Source organism: Ruegeria sp. (assembly GCF_965199275.1).
GTDB lineage: Bacteria > Pseudomonadota > Alphaproteobacteria > Rhodobacterales > Rhodobacteraceae > Ruegeria.
The window spans coordinates 1-24,993 of sequence record NZ_CBDAQX010000011.1 but is presented as its reverse complement, the minus strand read 5'-3'; the positions used below and the strand labels follow the sequence as shown (position 1 = coordinate 24,993).

Here is a 24,993-nt window from a genome sequence, read left to right as displayed (position 1 = left end):
GGCCTCAACTCTTTTTTGGCCTTACATCATCGCGTTCCGGATCCCGTCTCCTCCTGTGCTGGTGGGCCTCTGATCGCAACCGGCCGGTATATCGGCACCGTCGCAATATCTGGCGCGCAGCCTCGCGTACTGTCTGGCGCAATATCTGTACCGCCCGAATCGTGCGGACGCTCCATATAGTATAGAGCCGCAGCCCTCCGGCGCGCATTTACAATCTGCGCCAATAGGGGTAGGCTTGAGCGCGTCACACATGATCTGCGAGACCGCTGTAATGATTCGTCTGGACATATTTGCCAAGAAATCCCCCCCCCTCAGGGTTTGAGACGAAAGTCAAGCGATTTCTCCCGGTTTTTCCGTAAAAATCTTCACGACCTCTCACGTCAGAATCACTCACGTCAGAATCACTCGCGTCAGGATGTCTCGCGAATCGGTGTCCCGGAATGCCCCGGTCCGCTCCCGAATCACGTAACACCGTCACCGCGCCCGGCACTGACGCGCGTATATAGCGGCTGTTGCGTGCAAATCCCTGCATATCTGAGCCTGCTCAAGTCTTGTCCCGTTCTTTTTGTCCTACTCCAAAACCACGCGCGGCGTCTACTGCTATGCGCCGCGGGCGCAATTGCCGCTATATCTATGCTCGCCCCACAAGAGGGCCGGGCGCAAGACATCATCCGCTGCCCGGACTGGCAGTCGCTGGTCAGACCGGTCGCGCTGCGCGCCAGCACCGAGCGGGTCGCGCCCGGCGCGTTTGAGGCAAAGCTCACGCGCCCGGGCCGGACTGCCGCCCCGTCGCCAGATCTCGCAGATCAGCGGGACGGGGCAGGCCGCAGGCGGGCGGTCCCATTACCGTCCGCCTGCACCCATACCATCCGCGCCGGCGACACGCTGGGCCGGATCGCGGCGCGCAGCCTGGGCAGCTCACGTCGCTGGCCCGAGATCGCCCGCGCCAATCCCGGGCTCGATCCCAAGCGCCTGCGCATCGGGGCCCCCATCCGATTGCCCTGTGAGGCCGGGGCCGGGCAGGGGGCATCAGTGGGACAGGAGAAGTCCAGCGCAATACCCGCCAGCACGCCCGGCGCACCGCTCAGCGGCACCGGGTTCCTGGCCGCCCTTTTTGGCACCAAAGCGCCCGCGCCCTCCACCGCAGCGACACAGACAGGCGCAGAGAAGCGCCCACAGACAGAACCGCCGACAGAACTACAGACAGGTCCGGGCAAGGCAGGGCGGGTCGCATCCCCGGCAGATGGGGCACAGGTGTCAAAGCCTGCAAAAGGGACTAAAGCTGCAAAACCCGCCAAAGACGCCACACCGCCGCCCGCGCCGCTGCCCATCTGGAGCGCGCGGGCTGGCGAGGATTTCGAGGCGGTGCTCAGGCGCTGGGGCAGGGCGGCGGGATACCGGGTGGTTGTCAGCACCAGTGATGCCTGGATCCTGGCGGTGCCGGTCCGGCTGCAGGCCGAGTTTGAGGCCGCGTTGAACCAGCTCGTGCAGGGCCTGGGCTCTGACGGCACCGCACCCCCGGTGCGGATTTACTCCAACAGGACAATCCGGCTGGGAGGTCTGTGATGGGGCGGCGCAGATCATCCGGTCCGATCCGGCTGGGGCCGCTCCTTCTGCTTGCGCTTTGCGCCTGCGATGTCAGCGAGCAGGCCGGGCGCGATATCGAGGATGGAACACGGCTGACCCGTGAACAGCTTGATGCACAGCGCGCGGCACAGCGTGGGGAAGTCCTGCGCGTTGACCGCCCCTATTACGGCGGCGCGCTCAAAGTCACGCGCGGCTCGAGACAGGGTGATCCGCTGCCCCGACAGCTCGAGGCCGCGCGCGGCGTGAGCCTCAGGCTTCCCGGGCAGGCTGACATCCGCACCATTGCCGCCGCGATCACATCGGCCAGCGGCCTGCCGGTCAATATCCGCACGCGCTACATCCTCACGGGTGGCGATGTGGTCGAAGTGCCCATCGGCTCCCGGATGCGGATCGATTACGAAGGGCCGCTGTCGCGCCTGCTCGATCAGGTTGCGGCGCGCATGGATGTGGCCTGGACCCATGAGAAGGGCAGCCTCACCATCGATCGCATGGTCAGCAAAACCTACCGGGTGCCCCTGCCGACGACGCGCGGCAGTTTCACATCCGAGATCGGCGGCGCAGGCGGCACCGAAACCGGCTCGACGAAACTCAAACTCGAAACCACCCAGACCACCGACCAATGGGCGGAACTGGAAAGACGCCTGGCGCCGCTGACACCGCGCCCGGCCCGCCTGACGCTGCTGGCGGGCAGCGGGCGCGTTGAGGTTTTCGGGCCCCCGTCCGTCCACCACAAGGTCCGGGCCGTCATGGACGATCTGGAAGAGACCTTCGGGCAACGCGTCGGCCTGGAAATCGGCGTCTATTTCCTGGATAGCGCGGCGGCGGAGAATTTCGGGCTCAGCACCACCGGGTTCAGGATTGGCCGCACCATCGCGCGCAGCGGCAGCGCGATCATCCTGGGCGGGGCTGACCGGGGCGGCGCGGTCAGCCTGCGCGGGCAGGACGGGTCATCCATTGACCTGCAGGCCCTGGCCGAGGATCGCTCCGTGCTCGATTTTCGCATTGCATCAACAATCGGGCAGTCGGGTGTTGTCTCGCCATTGGCCGTCACCCGATCCGCAACCTATGTCAAAAGCCGCACCATCGAGACCGTCAATACCGACAATGGCGGGGTGCCGGGCCAGAAGGTGACAATCAGTCCCGGAGAGGTCGAGTTTGGCATATCGATCCACGCCCTGCCCAGAATACTGGACGCGCGCAGAATCCAGCTCTTCCTGAACGTGCTTCAAAGCGATCTGGTGGGCGATGACGTCGCCGAAATCGGCGGGGAGAACACAATCGGCGCGCCCGTCATCGACAAGCGCATCATCCAGAACCAGTCGATCCTGGAGACCGGTGAGGTCCTGGTTCTTTCGGGCTATGAACGCAACGTAGCGGCCAGCGGAAAACGCGGCATCGGGCTGTTCAAGGCCATCGGCCTGGGCGGCAATGTCAACGCCCGCAGCCGCAAGATCCGCATGGTCATCCTCGTGCGCCCCTCCATCATCCCGCAACGGGGGCGCTGATGAGGTTGCACGCCACGCTCTCCATGACCCCCCCGGACCCGCTCTGCGCGACAGCCCCGGTGCGGACGGATGCGGCCCTGCCCGCGCGGCAGGCCGCGGACGGCACCCCGCTGATCGCGGGACTGACCTGGACATGTGCCAGACCGGCGCTCTTGTCCCTGTCGCTGTCCCGCTCTTTGTCCGCCACCTCCACGCTTCACATCGGCGGGCGGTGCGCCTCGATTTCGGACACTGCAATGACCGGGGGCGAAGCCCGGCCCGCCTCGCTGCTGGTCGCCCTGGCGCGGTCCCTGATCGACGCACGCCCCGGGGTGACGGGCACCTGGGTGTTTCTCTGCGCCCTGGATGACGGCCGCCTCTGGCTTGCCATGGCGGATCTTCGGGCTGATCTTCGGGCTGATCTTCTCCCCGATGCGCGGGATCACACCCGGATCAGCCCGCGCCCGGAACCCGAAGCGCTTTTAAGCGCTGCGGACGGCACGGCGCGCGCCGCGCTCGAGGACCGCATGCTGGTCACCGACATCGCGGGCGTGGTCCTGGGGCCCGGTCTGGATACATCTTTGGTCGCGGGGCTCGGGGTACCGGTGGAGGTTCTGCATCCACGGGTTGTCGGGAGCGACCCGGGGTTTCAGCCCGGGCGGCGCATCCCGCCCGGGGCCCTGCGTGCGCTTGCTGCGGGTACGGCGGCGCTCCTGGCGGCCTCCCTTGCCCTGCCGCCTGTGATGGCCCATCTCTTTCCGCCGCCGCCACCGGCCGCCACCGTCGAGGCCATGATAGAGCCCGGCAGCTTCACCGAAGCCTGCATCTCCGGGCAGCAGGGCTGGTGGCCGCGCAGGATCGGCTGGAACCAGACCGAGGCCGGCTGTGCCCTGGAGATGGCAGACGGGATGGCAGACGGGATGGCCCTGTCGCTGCCGCGCACGGGCAGCCCGCCCGGCCGTCCACTGGTGATCTGGCGCAGCTATCATCCCGACAAGACCCGCAATCGGGTTCTGGCCGAAGAGGCCGGGGACAGAATGATCGCGGACTGGCCGCATCATCACGCGCGGATCGGTCCCGCGCTGGTGCTGTTTCAGGTGGTGCCGCTCCCCCTGGTCGCCGCCCCGGGTGACAGCATCCGGCCCGATGGCACAACCCTGTCCGGCCTGCAGCGCGCCTGGGCCGACCAGCCCGACGCCGTGACGCGCGCAGGCGGGGATTTCATCGTCACCGCCTCCGGGCGCCTCTCCGATCTCCTCACCCGCGCGGCACAGGTGAGCGAGCTGGCCCCTGTGCGGCTCATCCGCAAACCCGGGCGGGGCGGGGAGCTGACATTACGCGCGCCGCGCAGGATCACGCTCTCCGCTCCCCCTGTTCAGAAGCGAGAGACCCCATGATCCGTTTGGTATCCGCGACCTCCATTCTGGCGCTGGTGTTCGCCAACCCGGCCCTGGCACAGGGCCCGGATGGGGCCAGGGATCTCGGGATCGACTGCGACCGTCCCCGCTCTGCGGCGCAGGGCAGGCTGATCCTTGAGGCGGATAATGGCGCGCGAAAGAGGATCTGTGAAGCCGACCGCGAAACGGCGCTGACCTATTCCCGGCTTGTGGCAACAACGCGCGACCGGATTGCGCAGGCCTTGCGAACCTTGCCGCCGCCCCTGCTTTTTGAGTTCATCGCGCATCTGGAAGAGCAAAAGCCGCTCGGGGCGTGGAAGATCACAAGCCTTGAGGGCGTGCCGGGGGACCCCCGGTCGCAGAAACTTGCAAAATACTGGCAGGACAATGGCCTCTTCGGAGCCGGCAATGACCTGTTCGATCTCTTCGGGCTGGACAGCGCGGAGACCTTGAGCGCCTGGCAGGGCCATCTGCACGCCATGGCCCTGCCCGCGCGCAGCGCGCAAAACCGCGGACGCGACGTCATCGTCTGGCTCGATCCGGCCATCCTGCGCGACCGCTGGACCCCGCGGATGGTGCAGCGCACGACAAAAGCCTGGATCGAGGCCGATGACCGCGCGGGGTCCGTGATCGATCATGTCCCGGACCGGGTGCATTCAGAGGCGGGAGGCCCCGCATTGATCCGCGCGGACGGGGCGGCACGGGTCCTCGATGCGTGTTTTGTCAAGAAGGGCGACGGCCTGGACGCGAGAGCCTCTTGCAATCGCACCGCCACCTCCCCCTTCACACCGCTCCCGGACGGTGCCCTTGCCATGCAGGTGTTGCACAGCCCGCACCAAAAGGCGCAACAGCAACCGGGACCCTGCACCGAAGACGGCCGGATCGGCCACATAAGGCGCGAACGTCTCAGGATCAACGGCGTCCTTGTCAGGCCCGTTTACGATGCGGAGGGGCATGTTGCGCGCTATGACGTCCATGCGGGTGCGGAAGACGACGCCTGGTATGTGGACCCCAGCCATGGCGATCACTGCCGGCCCCCCGGGGAACAGGACTATCTGCTGATCAGGGACTGTACCGGCACGCTGGGTGGCAAGACGGTCAAGGGGGCCTGGATCGAAACCTGGCGGCTTCAGGAATACCAGCTGCCCTGGGAAGAGCCGGCGGCGGGCGCGCGGCAAAAAATTCCACCGATCGGCGTCAGGCCGCATCCCGATGACATGAACGGCGGGGTGCCGCATCCTCTCCGGGAGAGCGGGGTATTCTGCGACACCCGGCCTGTGAGTGCGCATCCCGGGACCCCGAAGCGGGAAGACAATGACCCGGCCGTCACCAGATGGACGCCGGATGATTGCGCCACGACCCATGGCGGGCGCTTCAACGAAGGGGAGCGCCGCGGCTATATGCAGCGCTATGACTATCCCGAGGGCTGGCCGGGTCCAAACCCGATCATCGTCAGGTCGCTCGAGGATCATTGTTTCCGGCCCGTGGCGCAGAGCGGCGCGCAGACAAGAACACTGCAATGTCCCGCGACCTGGCGCGGTGCCATCACCGAAACCCGGCGGTTGCGCTGGTGGAACCGGGACTGGCCGGCGCGCTCAAACCACACCCAAAGCGAAGGCGATCGCACGCGCACGCAAGCCATTGCCGCCTATACCGCAGATCCGGCACAAAGCGCGCGCCCATGGTATGACCGGGTCGTGCTCCTCTCCGACTGGTCCGTCACCTCCAACACCTGCACGCCACCCCCGCCACCGCGACCCTCCCGCGGGTCCGGATCCCGCGGCGAAAGAGCACATGGCGAAGAGGCCTTTGATGTCGATGGAGATCGGATTGCTGATTTTGACAGCTACAAAGAAGCTAGGGGCTACACCGACCAATATGGCGGGTCCATCGGCACGGTGAGCGTGGGATCAGGCGGCTGCAAATGCTCAAGCCCAAGCGGGGGTAGAGCTGATCCCGCCGGTAACGACAAAGGCGGCAGCAGTGGCGATGGCGATGGCGGCTGCTTCCTGACCACCGCAATTGTCGCGCGCCGGGGTGAGGCCGATGACGGGCCGACCCTGAGCACCCTGCGCGCCTTTCGCGACGGCTGGCTGGCAGCCCATCCCGACGGGACGGATCTGATCCGGCACTATTACGCGATCGCCCCGCAGATTGTCGCGGCGATCCCGCAGGACCACGACGACTGGCACTGGATCGGGACCCGGGTGGACCGCGCCGTGGCGCAGATCCGCGCCGGCGACGATGCGGGCGCCTTTGCCACCTATTGCGCCATGGTCCGGCGCCTGATGCAGGACTGGGTGCCCCCGGGGCGCAGCGATGCAGGACACAAGTTTGAACCGGGTGAGGAGGGGGTATGAATGATTTGTGATCGGCCAAACGCCCTGAATCTGTTAGAGGATTCGGGGAGGCGGATAGGTCTCAGGCTGAATTGTGTCTTAGGGCATTGTGACCCTGTTGAGGAGCTTAGCTTTCGCCTGTTTCCGAACAGCCCCCATAGGGCCCGGTTTTGGCCGGTGATCCTGCATAGGAGCTTGGTTTGGCCGTTCACGCCCCATTGGGGGCTCCGCCTCCTTGAGCAGGGAGTATAGCCATGGCTTACATAGGTGTCGATCTTCATACGAATTCCTTCACGATCTGTCGGCGTGAGACGGACGGATCGGAAACATTCCAAACCTTTCATCTGTCCGCGCAGGCGCTTGAGCGGTTCTGTCAGAGCCTTGATGCGGATGACGAACTGGCGGTCGAGGCCACCGGCAACACGGCCTGGTTCTGCGGTGAGGTGGAACCCTGTGTCGGCCGGATCGTTGTGGTCAACCCGCGCCAGTTTAAAGTGATCCGCACATCGGTGAAAAAGACCGACAAGAACGATGCGCGCGCTTTGGCCTTCTTCCTGTCGAAGGACATGCTGCCGGAAACCCGGCTCAAGTCCACTCAGGAAAGCGAACTGGCCTCGCTGACCCGGACGCGTGACATGCTGGTCAAACAGCGCACCATGCTGCTGAACGGCATCCACGCGATGTTTGTCCGTCACGGCATGAAGCTGAAGAAGGAAGGGTTGTCCAGCAAGAAGCGCCTGCGCGACCTGGATCTCAGCCGCTTCACACCGCTTGAGCAGGTCGAACTGGCGGCATTGCGGGACCAGGCGCTCGGCCTGACCGAGACCCTGAACCGTATCGACAAGGCCATCGAGGAGGCCGCCTCGGCCATGAAAGGCTTTGAGTGGCTCACCAGCATCAAGGGGATCGGTGCGCGATCTGCCGCGGTCCTGCTGGCGGGGATCGGCAGGGTTGAAGACTTCTCCGACGCGGACAAGCTGGCCGCCTATGTCGGCATCGTGCCCAAGGTGAGTAACTCGAACGAAACCGAACATCACGGGCGGATCACGAAGCGCGGCAACAAGCTCATGCGCACCACGCTGGTGCAATGTACGCTCATCGCGATCCGCTATTCGGGATATCTCAACAGTTATTATCGGCGCATCAAGGAACGCCGTGGCGCGGGCAAGGCGATCATAGCCACGGCCCGCAAGCTGCTCAAGATCATCTATGACACGCTCAAGAACGGCTGGGTCTTCGACGATTTTGCCGAATTTAAAATCAAACAAAATCAATGCCCTGCTTGACAATCATCATAGGAGGAGGAAACCCTATGACACAGATCGTGAGCATGATCGGCCTGGGACTGGCCTTGCTGCTGGTCCAGCCCGCTTTTGCACGGGATAAAATCCCCACGACGGTGGTTGAGGCGCGCGCGCAGCTCGATCCGTGGTTTTTCCGCAACAATGGCCGTCCACCCAAGTACAAGACCCCACCGGGCAATGTGCGGGCAGAAGACTACCACGCGCTCTTCGGCAACACCGTTATAGTCGTCGATCAAGGCCGGGCCCCTGTTGCAAATTGGAAGAAAGGCGCGCCCCATCATGCGATAAAAATCATCTGGATCGGTGCAAACGGGCGCTACATCTGGTGCGCACGCGGCGGCAAGCAACAAGGAGGTCCATCGGAGGACGGCACCGATCAACCATGGGCCGCTACCAAGGTAAAGGCCAGCGGCGGACTGACGCCCTTGTTGGACCCTGCTTTTGGCACCAAAGGCTGGGGCCTCAGCCCGCTCTATGACGGTGCAACCGGCGAGATCATCTGGTATACGAACTGGAAGCGCCATTGGTGGGCCTGGAATGTCGGGCATGTCCAGAAAAACCTGCCGCGCATGGTCTACACGCTTTGCCCCGCTTTCCCCTCCGCCGCCGCGCTTGGCACCGGCGTGAACGAAAAGCAGACGGCGATCACGTACCCCGAGTTGATTGCCCAGGATCGCGGCCAGCGCATCCTGCGGCCCGACCTGATCACCCCGAACCCGGTGGAACCGATCGAATGACCGCAGGAGAGCAGAGAGCGGGGGGCGCGGCACCGGGGCGGGCGAACACAGGGCGCTGGCCCTATGACGAGCGCGCCTATGCGCAGGGTCACGACCGCCATTACAATCTGTCGCAGATCAGTCAGCCGCATTTCCGCTTCGAATGCGGGACCGTGGAGCGGATCATCCGGGACCGGGCTGTGAGCGGGTGGTGTGATCTGGCCTGCGGGACGGCGCCGCATCTGCGCGCCGTGCGGACGCACAGACCGATCCTGCGGGTCGGCGTGGATCGCGCCGGGGCCATGCTGGATGTGGCACGGCAGCGGGCAGGGCCGGCGCGGGTGCGGTTGATCGAACAGGATGTGCGCGACCTGCCGCCGCAACCCGCCCATGATCTGGTGACGTCTTTCTGGTATGGCTACATCCACCAGGACAGCCTGGAGGAGGTGTTCCGGTTTCTCTTTGCCGCGGTTAACCAGGTCGCGCCGGGCGGAACGCTGCTGCTGGGCCTCTGCGACCCGCTCGATCTCTTCGACAGACAGGCCCGCCACACGCCCGTCCTCATGGGCGGTGATCTCGATATCGATGCCCTCATCTGGAGCTACACGGAACCCTGGAGCGGGGCGCGGTTTGCAAACTGCATCGCGCCCCATGCAGACTTGATCAGGGACCGGCTCAGCGCCGCCTTCACCGACTGCACCACGCTGCATTACCCGCCACCGGGCCACCGGCGGGCGAACTGGAACCGCAAGGCGCTCCTGTTCACGGGGCGCAGGGTTTCGGGCTGCGCGGTCTCGGGCCGTAAAGACGCCATCGCGGGGGAGGCCTGATGATGCGGGCCCTATCCGTCGCGACCTGTCTGACCCTTGCGCCTGGCCTGACCCTTGTGCCTGGCCTCTCCGGCGCGGCGCGCGCAGACCCGCCACCGGGTCCGGGAACGCCGCAGGCCTGGCTCGAGGCGATCGAACGCAGGCTGGTGGGCCAGAGCGGTCATGTGATGGAAATCCACACGGGCGATGACCCGGCCTGGGTCATCTTCTACACCCCGCTGGGGCAGGTCTGGCACCTGGACGGGCCGGAGGCGGATGCGGAGGTCCTGCGCACCGGTCTGATCAGCCGCACGCTGGCCGGCGGCGGGGCGCTCATCGCGCTGCGCTGGGAGGATGGCGGGATCGCGACATGGGTTGCGCCCGCGCCCCTGCCGGTCCTTGAGGTGCAGGAGCGGCCGCATCCGCTTGCCAGGTTTCATGACCGGTTGCTGTCCCGGCCCCTGCATCGGCCGGTTGGTGGCCTGCCGGCAGGGGCGCGGTTCCTGCCCGGCAGACCCGCCGGTGTCGTCAGGGTGCCGGACGCGCCGGAGGGGGAACAGATCCTGTGGGAAAGCCTCGGCGATCACATCACGCTCATCCATCCCGACGGCCAGGCCAGTACCCTCTTCTGGCAGGAGATACGGGACGCGCTCGGAGACCCGTCATGATCGACAGACGCCATATCACCCGGCCAATACTGGCCCTTGCCTCCCTGCTTCTGAGCCCGCCGGTGCTGGCGCAATCGGGCCCGCTCGGGGCGCATGAGCCGGCCAGCCCGCAGGCCGTGCTGGGCGAATGTCCGGTGGAGCTCCTGCGTGCGGCCTGGGGGGAACTGGATGCGGGAACGGCGGTGGCGATCGAGCAGGAAGTCCTCGATCTGTGCACCGACCGGCTGGAACGGATCGACCGGCTCATGACATTGCGCGCGCAGGTGGGGGCGCATCTTGCGATCCTCGACCCCCCCGACCCGGCAGAGGCGCCGCCCGCCTCCGGCCCGGCCCCGAACGACCTTCCGAACGACACCCCGCGCCTGGCCGAACTGCGCCGGCGGGTGGAGATGCTGGAAGAGCGGCTGGCCCGGCTGGCCGAAAGCCCGGACAATGAGGCGCTGCGCGACCAGCTCAGCGCCGCGGCAGAGGCGGCCAGAACCCGGCTGGCGGAAGAGGAACAGCTTCAGGCCCGGCTGGAGGCCGCAGAGGCCGGCCCCCCCGGTCCCTCGATCCGCGCCCGGCCAGACCCTGCCGCGACACCACAAGCCGACCCGGACATAACGGCAGGCGCGGACCCGGATGCCGCGACACCACCCGCCGGGCAGAACATCGACAGCGCCGCACCCGCGCCGGACAAAGACCGGGGGGATCCGGACATAACGGCAGGCGCGGAGGCGACCACCGCCTGGGCCGTGGACTATGTGGCGCGCGCCGCGGAGGGGCCCTGGCGGGCGCAGATCACCGGCGAGACCCGGTTTGCCGTCACCCTGCCCGGCGACGGACCCGACGATCCGCCGCGCATCAAATGGCAGACCAGCCGGGACGGGCCTTTCACCGTCGGGGTCGGGGATACGCTTTCCGATGGCGCGCGCATCCACAGCATCAGCAGCGACGCTGTGACGATCACGGAGCCCGCACGCCCCGGCGCCCCGAAGGCCCTGGACTGGTCCCGCAGCGGCGATGTGAGCGCGCCCGGCACATTGGCATGGGAGTTCACGATCACACGAATTGAGGTGAACACCCCATGACGACATATCCGCGGAATTTTGCAACCCGGGTGCGGTCGGTGATCGATGGCTGGTTCTGGCCGCAGATCACGCCCGACCTGACCCCCGGCGGCGCGTTTGACATCGGCTCGGAGGGGTTCCGCAAGGCCTGCGCGCTTCTCGAAGACGGAACCGTCTGCCTGGTAAAGACCTATAACACCGCCGCGATCAGCGCCGAACTGGCCGATCTGCGCCGCCGCCATGACCTGCCGCCCGAGACGGGCACACGTCCCGCGTCGCTCGCGGAGATTGCCGCGCTCTACGGGCAGGACGGACAAGAGACAGCCCGCTATGAGGATACGGGCGGGGCCGCCCGGTTGCGCCGGACCATTGTGGATGCCGTGGCCCTGGGGGCGTCCGATATCAAGCTGATCGACCGGATCACCCATGGCGATCTGCGCCTGAAACTCGGCGCGGGGGAGTTCACCCATGGGCCCGAATGGACCGCGCGGGATCTGGGCGATGCCATCACATGGATCTACAATTACCGCGACACCGGCAGCAGTGATCCCTCCCTGGTCAAGGGCGCACCGGCGGCCTTCTCGATCGGACAGAGCGGCAGGCTGGCGCTGCCGGAGGGGCTGGTGGCGCTGCGCGGGCAGATCGGCTGGCACGGGGACACACAGATCTTCCTCACCCTGCGCCTGATCTACCGGCAGGGCCCCGAGACCTTCGGCGATATCGGGGCGCTCGGGCTGGAACAGGATGTGCTCGACGTGCTGGAAGACGAACGCCGCTCGGAAAACGGGCTGGTCATCGTGGGCGGGTCCACCGGCGATGGCAAATCCACCACGCTCATGCGCAATCTCGAACGGCTTTACGCCGAACGCGATGGTCAGGTTTCCATCTATACGATCGAAGACCCCATCGAATACCCGATGGACCAGAAAGGCATCGCCCAGTTCCCCACAAGCGGCGGCAAGACCCCGGAGAGCCGCAGGGCGGAGTTCACCAAAATGCTGCTGACCTTCGTGCGCATCAATCCCGATATCGGCATGGTCTCGGAGATCCGCAGCAAGGACGATGTGGAGGAGGTGCTGCAATTCGTCATATCGGGGCACAAGATCTATACCTCGGTGCATGCCGCCTCCGCCAATGCGGTGCTGTTCCGCCTGATCAGCCTCGGGGTGACGCCCGGTGAGCTGTCCGGCCCGGACGTGGTCAATCTCGTCCTGCGCCAGAAGCTCGTCCCCACGCTGTGCCGCGCCTGCGCCACACCCCTGACAGGGCCCGCGCTTGCGAAGGTCAGGGACTGGCTCGGGGCGCTGGACCGGCCCGGGACCGCATGGGAAAGCACAGGGACGGACACAGGGGAAAGCACAGGGGAGGGCACAACCCTGCTGCGCCGCAACCTCAAGGGCTGTGCGCAGTGCGATGTGGGCCGGGACCATCTGACATCTGCGGCGCGGGAGACCGCGCGCAAAGCCTGGGCCGGGTATCGCGGGCGCCGCGCCACCGCGGAGTTCATCCATCTCGATGATACATATCGCCGCTTCGTCGACGCGCAGGACCCGTTGGGCGCCCGGGCGCACTGGCTGTGTCCGAAAGCGCAGGGCGGCATGGGCGGCATTCCCCTCGAGATCCGGCTCCGGCGTCTCGTGGCCCAGGGGATTGCGGATTATGAATGGGTCACCAATGACCGCCTGCCGGACAGCCCTCTTGAACTGACCTTCGATCAGGACGGAGGCGGCTCGGATGCGGCGGCGTAACCTGTTTTCCACAGCGCCCTTTACGGGCCGTCATCCGGGTCATCTGGCGGGTCATCTGGCGGGCCCGCTGGTGAGGCTCCGGCGCAGGCTGGCGATGGGCATGGGCACACGGGCCGAGCTCTGGCAGTTGCTGTCCGATATCCTGGGCAGCGGCCTGCCGCTCACCGAGGCGCTGGACACCGTGCGCGAGGGGATGCGGCGCACGCGCCAGCCTGCCCTGGCCGGTGTTCTGGAGGAGATGCGCGCCGGGGAGTTCACCGCCGATACCGCCGCGCGGCTGGCCTTTTATGTCAGCGGCCCGGAGCGGTTGATCCTTGAGGGGCTGGGGCGGCTCGAGGCAGGCGCCGTCTTCGGCGCGGCCGCGCGCCTGATGCGCAACCGGATGGCCTTGCGCAAGGCCTTCACCGACGCGATTGCCCTGCCGGTGCTGCTCGGCTTCGGCCTGATCGGCATCGTGCTGTTTTTCGGGCTGGAACTGCTGCCCGCGCTGGAAGAGGTGATCGACCCGGGCAGGATCGGGGGCGTGCAGGCCTGGATCATGCGGGCCACGCTGGCGTTTTCGTCCAACCCGGCCCTGCTGGCGCTCTGGGGCGCTCTGGGCGCTGTCGCCATCGCGCTGGCGCTGCGCTACTGGACGGGCCCGGGCCGGGTCTGGCTCGACCGGGTGCCGCCGTTTTCGATCCTGCGGCTTCAGGCGGGAACGGGATTTCTGTTCGCCGTCATCGAATATGCGCGCATGGGCGAGCCTGTGACCACCGGGTTGCTGGAGCGCATGGCGCAGGCAACAGGCCCCTACGAGGCCTCCCGCATCCGCGCGGTCTCTGCCCATCTCACCCGCGCGCGCGATGGCAACCTGGGCGAGGCAGCGCTTCTGGCGGGGCTGGGGTTTCCGGGCGACGACGTCTCGGTGGTGCTGAATGCGCTGTGGAACCGCGAGAACGGCATCGAGATGGCCGGGGCGTTCGTGGAACGGCGGCTCCTGCGCATCGAAGCCACCGTCAAGGCCCGCATGGCGGCGCTGAACGTGATCCTGATGATCGCCGTGGCCGCCACGCTTCTGGGCCTCATGTCCATCGCCCTGCCCATCGTCGATCAGATCAACCAGCAAATCGGCGGCGTCTAGCCCCGCATCAAAAGGATTACAGCAATGACACAAGTGGACATGCAGGCACCGTTCAGGTCCGGGGCGGACAAACAGGGGCCGCGTCAGGGCGCGCGGCAGGGCTCAGGACGTCCCTGGCCGCGCAGGGCCCGGCGCGGGCTGGCGAACGTCCTGCTCACGGTGGCCATCGTTGCGATTGCGCTGGTCTTCCTGATCGGCATCTACACCTCGATAAACAGCTCCATCCGCACCCAGACCGTGCAGACCGGCCTGACAAGCCTGGAATCGGAAATCCGCCGCTCCTTTGCCAATGCGCCGGAATACAGCGATGAGGCCTACCACGACTTCCTGGCACCGCGCATGCCGGAAAACCTGCAGCGCGGGGACGACGGCGATGAAGAGATCATCACACCCTGGGGCGGGGAGATCGAAGCGGGTGGTGGCACAACAGTCGGGACCGCCGAAGACAGCCCCAACCGGTTCTGGATACATGTTGCGGAGCTGCCGCGGGACACCTGCATCACCCTCGCGGAATCCTTTCTCAACCGCTCATCCGTGGTCTCGGTGCATGTGGGGGACACGGCACCGGGCACGGCGGTCGAAAACCGCGAGGCAATCGAGACCAACTGCGACGGCGGTGACAATGATGGCGTCGGGATCGTCTTCCGGGGATGAGGCAGGGCGCTGCATATCCGGGTCCGGTGCGGGCCTGTCCTGTGCGGGTCTGTTCGGGGCGGTCCCGCCGGGGCTTTGCCGCCCTGTCGATGGTCATGATGCTTGCGGCCGGCCTGACCGCGACGATCCTGTCCTGGCAGATCGCCGGGGCCCGGGACCGGATCGACGGCTATGCCCGGACGCTCTCCGTTGCCGTGGAGGCGGAAGGCTATGCGCTGCATCATTGGTGGCACGGGGCATGGCACGCCCGGCTTCGGAGCGCGGGTTTCGAAGATGTTGTGATCCATACCGCCCGCGCCCTGAGCGGGGCCGAGCGGGCCGCGCTCGCAGCGCATGGGGCGGTGCAGGGCTGGCGCCATGCGGGCACAGGCCCGGTCACGCCCTTGCGGGGATGGACCATCTCCCATCACCTGGCCCCGTCCTCACAGGACAGGATACCGGGCCGGGCGGTTCTGCGACTGGTCCCGGATCAGGCGATGCGCGCTGCACCCTGGTGGCCCGCCCTGCGCGACGCGCTCGAAGGGCGGCTGCCCGGCACATTCCCGGCGGGTGCGGATTGCACATCATCACCCGGGAGCTGCGCGATGGAGATGGATGCGTTCCACTTCGCGCGCATCGATCGCGGTGGCGTGCTGCGGACGCGCCGCGCGGGCTTTGCGCCCCCTGTCATGGCACATGATCTCGATATGGGCGGGTGCCCCGGCATGCCGGGTTGCACCATGACCCTTGCGCCCGGTGCCGCGATCCGGGCGGACACGCTTGCGGCCGATCATCTGGGCCCGTTCCCGGACGGGGGTGATGTGACCGTTGCCGGGGATATCCGGGTGGCAGCGGCGCTTCTGGTCGATGGGCTGTTCACAAGCCGCTCGGCGCTGCGTGTCCATGAAGAGGCCATATTCGCGCAAGGCCCGGGCCTTGCATCCGGTGTGAAGGTTGAGGCAAAAACGATGGATGTGCGCAAAGGTGCAACCAGTGTCACGGCACCGACACGGCCGAAAATACTGGTCTGCAAAAATCCCCGCGACGCGGGCTGCGGGGAGAGCGGCACCGATGCGGCCGGCACGCTCGATCTCACAGGCGGGCAGGGTGTGCCCGACTGGTCAGGCGGGCTGACCATCTTCGGGGACGGGCGCGCGGGCGCGCTCGATCTCACGGGCCCCGGGAGGATCACCGGCACCGCCGTCTTCGACACGCTCACCGACGCAGATCGCGGCCGGCTGGTGGTGACACCGACACCACGCGGCCGGTTCAGATGCGCAACATGCAGGTGGCTCTACCAATGACAGCACCAATGACAGCTCAATGCACCTGTCCCGCCAGGGCGCGCCGCGCGCGCCGGGGTCTCGGTCTTGTCGACACCATGCTGGCCGTGGCCCTTCTCTGCGTGCTCGCGCTCTGGGGCAGCCAGGCCACCACCCGCTGGGTGGATGACAGGGTCATGACGGGCGAGGTCCGCATGCTGGCCGGCGTGGCGCAGGCGGCTCGGCGCCTCGTGGAAGAGGATGTGAGCCATGCGATCCGCAGCGCACCGGTCGATACGTTGCAACCCGTCACATTCCGCACCCTGATCGATGCCGATCTGTGGTCCCGGGCGGCAAACACGGCCACACCCGCGCGCCGCCAGATCGACATACGGCTTTTGCGCCAGGCGAATGACCGCGTCCTCGTGCTGGTCCGGGCACGGGCGCAGACACATCGCCCCGACCGCGTGCCCTTTGCGGCAACCGGCGTGCCCGGTGTGGGCGTCCTGCTTGATGACGAAACCGATCTCAAGGGCCCCGGCCTGGCCTTCGACTTCGCGCATGTCACCCTGCCCCCGGGCTATGCGCAAAACGGGGATCTCTTCGCGCTGGATCAGATCTGGCTCAACGCCCCCTGCCAGAGCTACCTCTACCGTGAAGCGGTGAGCGGGTGCCCCGATGCCAACACCATGGCGGTCGATCTGGATATGGGCGGCAATGACATCACCGGAGCCGATGAGATCAGGGCCGGCACAATACGGCTTGAAACGCTCCAGGCGCGCGCTCCGGGCGCGCCCATCACCGTTGAGGGCGCAGAAAAGCTGGTGGTTTCCGGCAAAATGGACGTGACCGGGGACACCGAACTCGAAGACCTCACTGTCCTTGAGGCCAGCACATTCAGCAAAACCGTGACGATCGGAGATGATCTGACCGTCGAGGGGGATTTGCGGGTCGTGGGGGAACTGGCCGGGGGCGACCTCACCTTCGATGGGGACCTGGTTGTGTCCGGGACCGCGCGGTTCGGGGCTGCGCGCGCGGATGAGATCACCGCACGCGCCCTTACTGTCGAACGGCTTTCGGGCGGCACATGGGAACAGTTCGGCACGCTCTCCGCAAATGACGTAACGGTCAGCACATGTACCGGGTGCCAGTAATGCGGTGGTCCCTGGCATATCCCTGCGCCGCACTGCCCGGTCTAGTCCTGGCCTCCGGCCTGGCGGCACAGGGCCCGCAAACGCCGGACGGGCAAGGCCATGACACCCCTGCGCCCCTGCGTCTGCAGACTCTGATTGGTGCCGCAACCGAGACCCTCCGGCAGGACATCGAAACCCTCGAGCGCTTCAACCGCCGGGCGGAAACCCTCATCCGCATCGCCCGCACCGACCCTGCCGAAGCCCTGCGCCAGCGCCTGCCCCTCTCCGACTGCCGCGCCAGCGTGATGGCCCCCGTCTGCGACAGGATGACGGCCCTGTTTGTGCCGGAGCAAAGCGACGAGAGCGCAGGAGAGACCAACGACAACCGCGACACCAACGGGGGTGTGCAATGATGAGCACCGTGCAGCACCAGGCCCGCTTTGCACGCCCCGTCAGGCGCGGGCAGAAGAGGATGGGCAGGAGCATGGCAGAGACACGGGCGGAGACCAGGGCACAGCCCGGCCTGACGGTGGATCCGCGCGCGGCGGTTCTGTGCTATGGTCGCAGTGCAGAGATTTCCCCGGCACGGGCCGCAGGACAGGATGGCACGGACAGCACAACACGCCCCCGACGCACCCACATGGCGGCAGACCCGCAAGATCGGCGGCCATGTCTGGCACGTCTCGATCACATGGGATGGCGGCGACGGCCGGGATGGCGATCGTGCGCTCTGCACCTGGCGGCGCGACACGGACCCGGTGCAGGGGTTCATCCTGCGCACCACGGCCAGCCGCCGCGATGTCACGCGCCACTTCCAGAGGCTGGTGCTCGGGTTCGCGCGGCGCTGAAGACCGCCCCCGGCGCGGCGCGCAGGACCACACGCCATAGCAGTTTCCTCCTCCTGTTTGTTGGAAACTTCAGTATGGAGGACAGCGCGGTCAGGCCACGACGGTGGTTTGGCCGCGCCACAATTCGACGCGGGAGGCAGCCATGACGGACCGCATTCCCCTGCCAGACCGCCGCCCCGGCGAGACCCGCAAGCTGACATGGGCGGGAAAGACGATTTTCGTCACCATCGGTTATGGGGCCGATCACATGACGCCACTCGAGATCTTCTACGATAGCGGCTACCGCTCGGGCTCGGATATGGAGGCGCTGGTCTCGGATCTGTGTATCGCGCTGTCGGTCATGCTCCAGCATGAGGGCGTGACGGCAGCAAGCCTCGCCCGCTCGATGAGCCGCGCGTTCGATCTGCGCACCGGCGCAGAGAAACCCGCATCGATTCTGGGCCTGCTGCTGGACGAGCTGATCCGCCCGCCCGCATGGTCGGCGGAACTGGCAAACCGGTTGCGGGCCGCCGAAGACACCGCACCGGATGGACCGGGAGAGACGCCATGATCCACACGCGCATATCCTTGCCCCATATCGAAGAGACCTCCTGCCGGATGGTGTGGGTGGCGGTGCTCTTTGCGGTGGTGCGCGATCTTTGCGCCTCTGACGCCCGCGCCCGCGCGCGGCAAGAGGCCGAGCGATGGGTGGGGGCCTGGCCGGGGCGGGATTTCCGCACGGTCTGCCAGATGGCCGGGCTTGATCCGGCCCGGGTCCATCGCGCGCTCTCCGACCTCATGCGCCTGGCCCCGCGCGCGCGCCGCAAGGTGGCCGCGGACCGGCTGGGCTGCAAGAGCACACAGATCAGCACCGCGCTCACGCTGCGCGTGCAGGGCTTTGAGGCCGCGCGGCGCGATGCCCCGAAACCCGACCCAAAACCCGACCCAAAACCCGACATGGCACCCGGCCCGAAACCCCTCCGCCGCAACAATCAAGGGGACCCCATGACATGACGCTCCCGATCCTTGATACCGCCGAAGGCCCGGTTCTGCTGATGGCGCTCTGCTGCACGGGCGTGGCGCTTTTGGCCATGGCCTGCATCGCCTGGCACGATTGCCGGCGCTTCGAGATCCACTTCGAAGGGCTGGGCCTTGCCACGCTGGCCCTTGTGCCGGTCCTTCTTGTGGCGGGCGGGCGCTCCGCAGTGCCCGACGCGCTGTTGGGTGCCGGTCTGTTCGGGGGCGCCACATGGATAGCCCGGCGGCTGCACCCTGCCCGGCTCGGGCGGGGGGATATTGCCCTGATGGCTTTCCTGGGCTTTGTGGCGGGACGGGAGGGGGCCGTCCCGGTGCTTGCCGCGCTCTGTCTCTTCTCTGCCCTCACCGCCGCCCTCTACAGCATCGCGCGCGGCAAGCGGCTGTTTCGCTCGATGTTTCCCGCCGCCCTGCCCGCAATGCCTGCGGCGGCGCTGGGTCTGGGGCTGCGCCTTGCGGCTCCGGCAGAGCAGGACATACGGCTCTTTGCACCGGTGCTGGACGCCCTTGTGGATGTGGCTCTCCCCGTCACGATACTCGCCTCTACCGTCCTGGTCGGCCTGGCATTTGAGCGGCGCGGTAAATCCGCGCGCGGAGGGGGGCAATGACGGGATTGGTCGACATGCTGGACAGCCTGCCCGCCGGTCTGCTGCCGGGATTTATGGCCTTGCTCGCCTCAGGCGCAGGTTGGATCGCTCTCGCGCACCGGCGCCGGGTTGCCGCGCGGGCCGCGACGCGCGCACACACGGGCTTTGTGGCCCGCGCGATCCTGAACCGGCAGGAGGCGAAGCTTTATCGCCGCATCGAGGCACGGCTTCCAAAGGGCCTGCGGTTGATGGCGCAGGTGTGCTACGGCGAAATGCTCTGCTGCCGCGACCGGTCCCGGTTTTTGACCATCAATGCGCGCCGCGCCGATCTTGTGGTTGTGGATGCGGGCTTCAACGTGGTGGCCGTCATCGAATACCAGGGGCGCGGCCATAACGGGCCCACAAAAAGCCGCTCCAGCCGCGCGGGCCTCCGCGCGGGCCTCGGTGATCGCAGGAAGAAGGCGGCGCTGGAGGAGGCGGGCCTCACGCTGATCGCGATCCCGGCAGAGTATGACACACGCACGATCGAGCGCGCCATGGACCTGATCCTGCCCAAACGGGAGGCACGCCCATGAGCCGCCCGCGCAAAACCGCCCGCAGCGTGACAGGCGCATATGACCTCTGCCGCAGGGACGGCTGCAGGATGAGGGGCACGGGCGCAGACAGTCCAATGACCCGGAAAGCCCGCGCGTCCCTGCACGCAGCAACAGGGGGTAACAGGCGGCGGCTCATGATCTGCACACCCCCCACCGCTGTCATGATCGCCCCTGGGTTCCACAAGAAAACAGCGTGCCTGTTCGACGGTATCCGGAACGCCCTTATGGCACGTCCAGTTAACCTTGAGACGGTTTGTGCTGGCTGTCGGCGGCACCTTGGGCGCGCAGAACCGCCCATTGACCTCATTGATAACCGGAAATGCTGTAACGCCGCCTCACCGATGAGCAAAAATACGCAAGAAGCCCGGGTTTCTTCCGGAACGCGCGCAGTCTTCAAGAAACTGTCTATGCTCGTGTTGCCAATGTTCAATAAGCGGTGCCGAAGAGTACGCTCTATACAGGTCGTCAACCGTCATTTTACCCGCCCTGACGGGGTCCATGTTGAGGCGATCACCAGCAACGGTGCGCAACGTATCAAGGCCAGTCATTGGAAATCGGCCATTGAGTGCAATTCTGCATCCCATGAGTTCCAGCCAGAGTTGCTTCAAACCCAACAGTCTAAAACCAAGAAATGGCATATATCGCGCGACCCGAAGTGTGAATCGCGCATCCTGCAAGCTGTTCGTGACACCCTCACAATCAAGAGCACGGGCAAGAGAGCGGGACCCGATGGCGCGGCCAGACGTTTCGAAGTGCTCAATCTCCATTGCGCACAAAACGATCAGGTGATTTCGCATTCCCCGGTCCTGCGGCCAGTTGAATGCGAAACGGACGAATCCAACGCCAGAGAGCAGAGTGATTCCTTTCATATTTGTATTTTGGACGATCACAATATGAAGGAATGCGGGGCGCGGGGCAAAACCCCGTGCCTCGTCCAGAACATTGCCGGGGCGGGTCAGACATACCCCCTCCCACATTCATGTGCATGTGCCCCGGCTGCCCGGCCAGTGCGGGCAAAACAGGCACACACCCCAAACACAAAAGGGCACCTTTATGCAACCCGTTGGAACACCGCTCCTGAAGCTGTTGTGGATTTTCATCTCCAGATTCGGGATGGGCGTCATCATCGGCACCCTCCTGCTGCTGGCGCTCACGTTCACGCGCAACACCATCCAGTGCGGCGATCCGTTCATCTTTCCCGACCGAAGCATCTGCCAACGCACACCCACGCACACCCCGGAGGTCCCCGCAAACAGGCACGGGCCATGACCACCCGACCCCGCCGCCGGGGCGGGGGCAGGATGAGGGGCAGGGGCGCAGACAGTCCAATGACCCGGCAGGGGGCGTTTGCTTTGCACGCCCGCCTGTCAGAGCCCGGGGGCCGCCGATGACCGGGCGGCGCACCGTGAGGGACTGGCTTGTGCTGGCCCTGGCCATCCTGATGGCCGCGGGTCTGTTTGCCTCACATGAGAGGCTCGATCAGATCATGCGGGCCCTTGTTGCCCCGACCCCGGCACAGGGGACAGGTTTGCGGGGCACAGGTCTTCAGGGCGTGGCCACGGTCACAGATGGCGACACGCTGGAGATACATGGCCAGCGGATCCGGCTGCACGGCATCGACGCGCCCGAGAGCGGGCAGAGCTGCGCGGATGCAAAGGGTGCGCTCTATCGCTGCGGGCACTGCGCGGCGCGGGCCCTGGCAGACCGGATCGGAGACGGGGTGGTGCGCTGCGAGCAAACGGATATCGACCATCGCTACACGCGGGTCGTGGCGGTGTGCTCTCAGAACGGGGTCGACCTGAACCGCTGGCTGGTCGAGACCGGCCAGGCGCTGGCTTACCGTCGGTACAGTCCGGATTACGTCAAGGCCGAAGAGATCGCGCAGGCCGCGCAGCGCGGGATCTGGGCCGGGCGGTTTGTCGCGCCCTGGGACTGGCGCAAGGGCGCACGGCTGGAGAGGGAGGCTGCCCCGCAGCCCTCACCCGCGCCCGAGGGCTGTGAGAGGAGGGCGCAGCGATGAGAGTCACGCTTGAGCGGCATAATGAAGTTTATGGCAAATGTATCAGCAAGCCTGACCTGATCTCGCGCGCGGGACCCACCTCAATGCGGGGTGTTCGGGTCAAACACAGCCGACAAGGACGGCGCATCGATCGCCGCATCGAACCAGGTATCAAGCTGATCGACATCAGCGGCAGCAACCCGGTCACGCATTGCTTGGGGCACATGGCCGAACCGGCGCTCAAGCAGGCGCAGCAGGGTTTCGGCCTTGCCAACCGCCAGGCCTTTCGCCTCACCAACCGCCAGCCCCTCCGCCTTGCCAACCGCCAGGCCCTCGGCCAGGCCCACCGCCTTGCCCTCGGCATGCATCGTCTGTGCGATCGTTCCCATATGCGCCTCCATGTCATGGGCGCCCAGGCGCCGCAGTTCCGCCATGATATCGTCGCGGTCCACATCCTGGTAGACCTCGCTGATATAGGTGAAGACCTGCCTGCGCAGATCACTGCCCATTGGCAGGTCGTTCACCACATCCTCAAGATAGCGCACCGCCTCGCGCTTCATCGCGATCAGCACAGCTTTGAGCGCCGGGTCCTGCGACAGCGCGGCGGTGGGTATCTCGCCGATATTTCTCAGAATATAGGCCGCGCCGGGCAAAAACACCAGTTCCGGCGGCGCGTCGATCATCGCGCCCAGCCCGTCCGGCACGCGCCAGCGCCGTTCGCCGTTATAAAGCACCAGCGGCACGATGGCCGGGAGCCTGCCCTTCAGGGCCGGGCCGTATTCCTTCCTCAGCCGGCGCCAGATCCGGATCATGTAGCCGGCCAGTTGCAGCGGCAGGTCCGTGTCGGGAGTGCTCTTGTGCTCGACCAGCAGATAGCACCAGGCCGCGCGGCCGGACCGGGTGCGCACCCGGAAGAGCGCGTCACTCTGGCTGCCGGCCAGGGCCTCATCCACAAACGTCCCGTCCACCTTCTGCGGGCGCGACACGTCGAGACGCGCGGCAATTGCGTTGGGCAGGTGATCGCGCAGGAAGGCGCGGACCAGCTTCGGGTCCTCGAACGCGGCGCGAATGAGCGCGTCATGGGCGTTGGAAAGCTCGGCCATCTGTCCTCCGGCAGGCGCGTCTTTTGCCCCTGCTATGCGCAGAGACCGCGCGGCGCAAGGCCCGATTGCCACCTGGAAGACCCTCACCCCCCTACCCGCAAACCCAAACCCCTGAACGGAGCGAGCCGATGCACGAAGCAACACAGCTGAACATGAGGGCGCGCACAGCCCTCTCACGGAGGCCGGGGCGGGGCGCTCTCTCGGGTGCGCTTTGGGGCGAACACAGGCGCGGCGCGGGGGCGGATGGCCTGCCCGTCCGGGCCGCGCGGCATCGTCTGTGCGTCTCAGGGCACCGCCGGGGGTCTGAGATGCGGTGCCCACTCCACCCGTCACTCCGGCAGCCACTCCAGCAGGCCCTCCGGCAGATCGAGGCTGGCCGGCACCCCGGCAAGCCAGGCAAAGGCGAGCCCGGACACCAGAAGCAGCGCGAGGAGCGCGCGCCCCAATATGCCGCGCAAGGGACGCCGCGACGGGTCCGGCCCGCTTTGCGTCCCGGCCCCGGTCGTGCGGGCCAGTTCCTTGCGGATCTCCACGCGCAGTTCCGCGCCGAGCCTGTCGATGCGCCGGGCCAGATACATCTGTTCGGCGCGAATGCCGGCCAGGTCCCCCATGATCTTTTCCGTGATCTCGCCACTGTCCGCCTGCAGCGTGTCAAACCCCGCGCGCAGGGCTTCGATAGTCTCTTCGAGCCGGAGGCCCGCATCCAGCAGCTCCGCGGTCCGGCCCGCCTCCTTCGGCCGGGCAGGCAGGCCATCATCCTCTTGCATTGCTCTGCACGCTCCCCCTCAACCGCCTGTGCCCTGGATCAGCGACCAGACCCGCTCAAGCGGCGTGGCCAGCCCGAGCACAAACCCCAGCAACACGGCCAGCAGCCAGCGAATACGCCCGCGCCGGTCATGAATGTCGCGCTGCAGCATCTGCGTCTGGTCGCATATCATGTCAAACCCCTTCGACATCTCCGCGCCCAGCTTTGCCGTCTCGGAGCGGATCATGACGAGATGATCATTGGTAACCCGCTGCGCGCCGATATGCCGGTCCAGCTGTTCGCGCCTCTGCTCCAGTGCGCCCGCCACGCGCCCATCCAGCCAGCGGGTCGCCGCCGCGACATCGCCGCGCGTTGCGGGCTCACGGCTCTGCTCGAACGGGCCCGCTTCACTGGCATCGGCGGCGGTTTGCGGATCGTGCCGGTCTGTCCTGTCATCGCTCACGGGCTGACCTCCCCGGCCCCGGTATACAGCATATCGCCGCGCCGGGCAGCCCCTGACGCATATCCTGACGACACCCCTGCCGCACCTCCTGACGCAGCCCCCGGAGCGGACAGGACAGGCCATCCGCATGACAGCCCGTCACAGATGGACAAGAGCACGGATCACCAGGCCAAACAGAACCGCCGGGCCGTGCCTCACGACACCCTGTGCACCCTGTGCAGCCCGGCCCTGCGACTGACCCGGTCGCCTGAAGCGCGTTCCGGTTCAATTGAGGCGTCCTTCGCTATCTCTCACCTTCGGCCCTCTCGGGCGCTTGTCTTCACAAGCCCCTGCCGGGTGGGACGCGAACGCGCCCTCAGCCAACCGAATTTCCATGCGACCGGAAA

General features: G+C 66.5%; 26 protein-coding genes. 22 read left to right on the top strand and 4 right to left on the bottom strand.

Going from position 1 to position 24,993, the window contains the following annotated elements; all coding sequences use genetic code 11:
• Positions 1–633 precede the first annotated feature (633 nt).
• The 20 genes from ACOERD_RS07425 (at position 634) to ACOERD_RS07330 (ending at position 20,276) form a co-directional block, all read left to right on the top strand.
• Positions 634–1,566 carry a TcpQ domain-containing protein gene (locus tag ACOERD_RS07425; protein WP_419737622.1) on the top strand — a complete coding sequence of 311 codons (933 nt, stop codon included), beginning with the start codon at positions 634–636 and terminating at the stop codon, positions 1,564–1,566.
• Positions 1,566–3,092 (top strand): secretion protein, encoded by a 1,527-nt coding sequence (locus tag ACOERD_RS07420; protein WP_419738573.1) that lies wholly within the window; start codon positions 1,566–1,568, stop codon positions 3,090–3,092. Before ACOERD_RS07425 ends, ACOERD_RS07420 begins: the two co-directional genes overlap by 1 nt.
• Before the next feature lie 236 nt (positions 3,093–3,328).
• Positions 3,329–4,468, top strand: a complete 1,140-nt coding sequence (locus ACOERD_RS07415; RefSeq protein ID WP_419738572.1) for a hypothetical protein — start codon at positions 3,329–3,331, stop codon at positions 4,466–4,468.
• Positions 4,465–6,828, top strand: a complete 2,364-nt coding sequence (locus ACOERD_RS07410; protein ID WP_419738571.1) for a CFI-box-CTERM domain-containing protein — start codon at positions 4,465–4,467, stop codon at positions 6,826–6,828. Before ACOERD_RS07415 ends, ACOERD_RS07410 begins: the two co-directional genes overlap by 4 nt.
• Positions 6,829–7,061: 233 nt before the next feature.
• Positions 7,062–8,093 (top strand): IS110 family transposase, encoded by a 1,032-nt coding sequence (locus ACOERD_RS07405; RefSeq protein ID WP_419737929.1) that lies wholly within the window; start codon positions 7,062–7,064, stop codon positions 8,091–8,093.
• 26 nt (positions 8,094–8,119) lie between these two features.
• Positions 8,120–8,848 carry a hypothetical protein gene (locus tag ACOERD_RS07400; RefSeq protein WP_419738570.1) on the top strand — a complete coding sequence of 243 codons (729 nt, stop codon included), beginning with the start codon at positions 8,120–8,122 and terminating at the stop codon, positions 8,846–8,848.
• Positions 8,845–9,657, top strand: a complete 813-nt coding sequence (locus ACOERD_RS07395) for a class I SAM-dependent methyltransferase (RefSeq protein WP_419738569.1) — start codon at positions 8,845–8,847, stop codon at positions 9,655–9,657. The genes ACOERD_RS07400 and ACOERD_RS07395 overlap by 4 nt, the downstream gene beginning before the upstream one ends.
• A complete protein-coding gene (locus ACOERD_RS07390) occupies positions 9,657–10,304 on the top strand; it encodes a hypothetical protein (RefSeq protein WP_419738568.1) in 648 nt (215 codons plus the stop codon). Before ACOERD_RS07395 ends, ACOERD_RS07390 begins: the two co-directional genes overlap by 1 nt.
• Positions 10,301–11,374 (top strand): hypothetical protein, encoded by a 1,074-nt coding sequence (locus tag ACOERD_RS07385; RefSeq protein ID WP_419738567.1) that lies wholly within the window; start codon positions 10,301–10,303, stop codon positions 11,372–11,374. Before ACOERD_RS07390 ends, ACOERD_RS07385 begins: the two co-directional genes overlap by 4 nt.
• Positions 11,371–13,101: an ATPase, T2SS/T4P/T4SS family gene (locus tag ACOERD_RS07380; protein ID WP_419738566.1), complete on the top strand. Its 1,731-nt coding sequence runs from the start codon at positions 11,371–11,373 to the stop codon at positions 13,099–13,101. The genes ACOERD_RS07385 and ACOERD_RS07380 overlap by 4 nt, the downstream gene beginning before the upstream one ends.
• Positions 13,088–14,224, top strand: coding sequence for a hypothetical protein (locus ACOERD_RS07375; protein WP_419738565.1), 1,137 nt, complete (start codon positions 13,088–13,090; stop codon positions 14,222–14,224). Before ACOERD_RS07380 ends, ACOERD_RS07375 begins: the two co-directional genes overlap by 14 nt.
• 24 nt (positions 14,225–14,248) lie before the next feature.
• The gene (locus ACOERD_RS07370; RefSeq protein WP_419738564.1) at positions 14,249–14,878 is read left to right on the top strand and encodes a type 4 pilus major pilin; all 630 of its coding nucleotides are present in this window, start codon (positions 14,249–14,251) and stop codon (positions 14,876–14,878) included.
• On the top strand, positions 14,875–16,161 hold the full coding sequence (locus ACOERD_RS07365) for a hypothetical protein (RefSeq protein WP_419738563.1): 1,287 nt from the start codon (positions 14,875–14,877) through the stop codon (positions 16,159–16,161). Before ACOERD_RS07370 ends, ACOERD_RS07365 begins: the two co-directional genes overlap by 4 nt.
• 8 nt (positions 16,162–16,169) lie before the next feature.
• Positions 16,170–17,273, top strand: a complete 1,104-nt coding sequence (locus tag ACOERD_RS07360) for a hypothetical protein (protein ID WP_419738562.1) — start codon at positions 16,170–16,172, stop codon at positions 17,271–17,273.
• Complete coding sequence (locus tag ACOERD_RS07355; protein ID WP_419738561.1) at positions 17,273–17,665, top strand: hypothetical protein; 393 nt, start codon at positions 17,273–17,275, stop codon at positions 17,663–17,665. Before ACOERD_RS07360 ends, ACOERD_RS07355 begins: the two co-directional genes overlap by 1 nt.
• Positions 17,666–17,854: 189 nt before the next feature.
• A complete protein-coding gene (locus ACOERD_RS07350; RefSeq protein WP_419738560.1) occupies positions 17,855–18,100 on the top strand; it encodes a hypothetical protein in 246 nt (81 codons plus the stop codon).
• A 142-nt stretch (positions 18,101–18,242) separates the two neighbouring features.
• On the top strand, positions 18,243–18,650 hold the full coding sequence (locus ACOERD_RS07345) for a hypothetical protein (protein ID WP_419738559.1): 408 nt from the start codon (positions 18,243–18,245) through the stop codon (positions 18,648–18,650).
• The gene (locus ACOERD_RS07340; protein ID WP_419738558.1) at positions 18,647–19,093 is read left to right on the top strand and encodes a hypothetical protein; all 447 of its coding nucleotides are present in this window, start codon (positions 18,647–18,649) and stop codon (positions 19,091–19,093) included. The genes ACOERD_RS07345 and ACOERD_RS07340 overlap by 4 nt, the downstream gene beginning before the upstream one ends.
• Complete coding sequence (locus ACOERD_RS07335) at positions 19,090–19,722, top strand: prepilin peptidase (protein WP_419738557.1); 633 nt, start codon at positions 19,090–19,092, stop codon at positions 19,720–19,722. The genes ACOERD_RS07340 and ACOERD_RS07335 overlap by 4 nt, the downstream gene beginning before the upstream one ends.
• A complete protein-coding gene (locus ACOERD_RS07330; RefSeq protein ID WP_419738556.1) occupies positions 19,719–20,276 on the top strand; it encodes a DUF2726 domain-containing protein in 558 nt (185 codons plus the stop codon). The genes ACOERD_RS07335 and ACOERD_RS07330 overlap by 4 nt, the downstream gene beginning before the upstream one ends.
• A 356-nt stretch (positions 20,277–20,632) precedes the next feature.
• Here the strand turns inward: ACOERD_RS07330 and ACOERD_RS07325 are convergent, their stop codons facing one another.
• Complete coding sequence (locus ACOERD_RS07325; protein ID WP_419738555.1) at positions 20,633–21,274, bottom strand: hypothetical protein; 642 nt, start codon at positions 21,272–21,274, stop codon at positions 20,633–20,635.
• Positions 21,275–21,350: 76 nt separating this feature from the next.
• Between ACOERD_RS07325 and ACOERD_RS07320 the strand changes: the two genes are divergently transcribed.
• Together ACOERD_RS07320 and ACOERD_RS07315 are read left to right on the top strand one after the other, a co-directional pair.
• Positions 21,351–21,566 (top strand): hypothetical protein, encoded by a 216-nt coding sequence (locus tag ACOERD_RS07320; RefSeq protein WP_419738554.1) that lies wholly within the window; start codon positions 21,351–21,353, stop codon positions 21,564–21,566.
• A 136-nt stretch (positions 21,567–21,702) separates the two neighbouring features.
• Entirely contained in the window at positions 21,703–22,317 is a 615-nt protein-coding gene (locus tag ACOERD_RS07315) for a thermonuclease family protein (RefSeq protein WP_419738553.1), read from the top strand.
• Positions 22,318–22,397: 80 nt separating this feature from the next.
• Here ACOERD_RS07315 and ACOERD_RS07310 read toward each other — a convergent pair whose 3' ends face one another.
• The 3 genes from ACOERD_RS07310 to ACOERD_RS07300 all read right to left on the bottom strand — a co-directional run bounded on the left by ACOERD_RS07310 (position 22,398) and on the right by ACOERD_RS07300 (position 24,607).
• On the bottom strand, positions 22,398–23,399 hold the full coding sequence (locus ACOERD_RS07310; RefSeq protein ID WP_419738552.1) for an Rpn family recombination-promoting nuclease/putative transposase: 1,002 nt from the start codon (positions 23,397–23,399) through the stop codon (positions 22,398–22,400).
• Positions 23,400–23,728: 329 nt separating this feature from the next.
• Entirely contained in the window at positions 23,729–24,166 is a 438-nt protein-coding gene (locus ACOERD_RS07305; RefSeq protein ID WP_419738551.1) for a hypothetical protein, read from the bottom strand.
• Positions 24,167–24,184: 18 nt separating this feature from the next.
• A complete protein-coding gene (locus ACOERD_RS07300) occupies positions 24,185–24,607 on the bottom strand; it encodes a hypothetical protein (protein WP_419738550.1) in 423 nt (140 codons plus the stop codon).
• Between the last annotated feature and the right edge of the window lie 386 nt (positions 24,608–24,993).

Excerpts from the sequence above, each read along its gene's own strand:
- ACOERD_RS07420 (WP_419738573.1), top strand. The coding sequence starts at position 1,566 with ATGGGGCGGCGCAGATCATCCGGTCCGATCCGGCTGGGGCCGCTCCTT.
- ACOERD_RS07305 (WP_419738551.1), bottom strand. The coding sequence starts at position 24,166 with ATGCAAGAGGATGATGGCCTGCCTGCCCGGCCGAAGGAGGCGGGCCGG.
- ACOERD_RS07325 (WP_419738555.1), bottom strand. The coding sequence starts at position 21,274 with ATGTGGGAGGGGGTATGTCTGACCCGCCCCGGCAATGTTCTGGACGAG.
- ACOERD_RS07320 (WP_419738554.1), top strand. The coding sequence starts at position 21,351 with ATGCAACCCGTTGGAACACCGCTCCTGAAGCTGTTGTGGATTTTCATC.
- ACOERD_RS07405 (WP_419737929.1), top strand. The coding sequence starts at position 7,062 with ATGGCTTACATAGGTGTCGATCTTCATACGAATTCCTTCACGATCTGT.
- ACOERD_RS07425 (WP_419737622.1), top strand. The coding sequence starts at position 634 with ATGCTCGCCCCACAAGAGGGCCGGGCGCAAGACATCATCCGCTGCCCG.
- ACOERD_RS07410 (WP_419738571.1), top strand. The coding sequence starts at position 4,465 with ATGATCCGTTTGGTATCCGCGACCTCCATTCTGGCGCTGGTGTTCGCC.
- ACOERD_RS07375 (WP_419738565.1), top strand. The coding sequence starts at position 13,088 with ATGCGGCGGCGTAACCTGTTTTCCACAGCGCCCTTTACGGGCCGTCAT.
- ACOERD_RS07330 (WP_419738556.1), top strand. The coding sequence starts at position 19,719 with ATGACGGGATTGGTCGACATGCTGGACAGCCTGCCCGCCGGTCTGCTG.
- ACOERD_RS07390 (WP_419738568.1), top strand. The coding sequence starts at position 9,657 with ATGATGCGGGCCCTATCCGTCGCGACCTGTCTGACCCTTGCGCCTGGC.
- ACOERD_RS07415 (WP_419738572.1), top strand. The coding sequence starts at position 3,329 with ATGACCGGGGGCGAAGCCCGGCCCGCCTCGCTGCTGGTCGCCCTGGCG.
- ACOERD_RS07360 (WP_419738562.1), top strand. The coding sequence starts at position 16,170 with ATGACAGCTCAATGCACCTGTCCCGCCAGGGCGCGCCGCGCGCGCCGG.
- ACOERD_RS07310 (WP_419738552.1), bottom strand. The coding sequence starts at position 23,399 with ATGGCCGAGCTTTCCAACGCCCATGACGCGCTCATTCGCGCCGCGTTC.
- ACOERD_RS07370 (WP_419738564.1), top strand. The coding sequence starts at position 14,249 with ATGACACAAGTGGACATGCAGGCACCGTTCAGGTCCGGGGCGGACAAA.
- ACOERD_RS07400 (WP_419738570.1), top strand. The coding sequence starts at position 8,120 with ATGACACAGATCGTGAGCATGATCGGCCTGGGACTGGCCTTGCTGCTG.
- ACOERD_RS07350 (WP_419738560.1), top strand. The coding sequence starts at position 17,855 with ATGGCACGGACAGCACAACACGCCCCCGACGCACCCACATGGCGGCAG.
- ACOERD_RS07345 (WP_419738559.1), top strand. The coding sequence starts at position 18,243 with ATGACGGACCGCATTCCCCTGCCAGACCGCCGCCCCGGCGAGACCCGC.
- ACOERD_RS07385 (WP_419738567.1), top strand. The coding sequence starts at position 10,301 with ATGATCGACAGACGCCATATCACCCGGCCAATACTGGCCCTTGCCTCC.
- ACOERD_RS07335 (WP_419738557.1), top strand. The coding sequence starts at position 19,090 with ATGACGCTCCCGATCCTTGATACCGCCGAAGGCCCGGTTCTGCTGATG.
- ACOERD_RS07365 (WP_419738563.1), top strand. The coding sequence starts at position 14,875 with ATGAGGCAGGGCGCTGCATATCCGGGTCCGGTGCGGGCCTGTCCTGTG.
- ACOERD_RS07355 (WP_419738561.1), top strand. The coding sequence starts at position 17,273 with ATGCGGTGGTCCCTGGCATATCCCTGCGCCGCACTGCCCGGTCTAGTC.
- ACOERD_RS07395 (WP_419738569.1), top strand. The coding sequence starts at position 8,845 with ATGACCGCAGGAGAGCAGAGAGCGGGGGGCGCGGCACCGGGGCGGGCG.
- ACOERD_RS07380 (WP_419738566.1), top strand. The coding sequence starts at position 11,371 with ATGACGACATATCCGCGGAATTTTGCAACCCGGGTGCGGTCGGTGATC.
- ACOERD_RS07340 (WP_419738558.1), top strand. The coding sequence starts at position 18,647 with ATGATCCACACGCGCATATCCTTGCCCCATATCGAAGAGACCTCCTGC.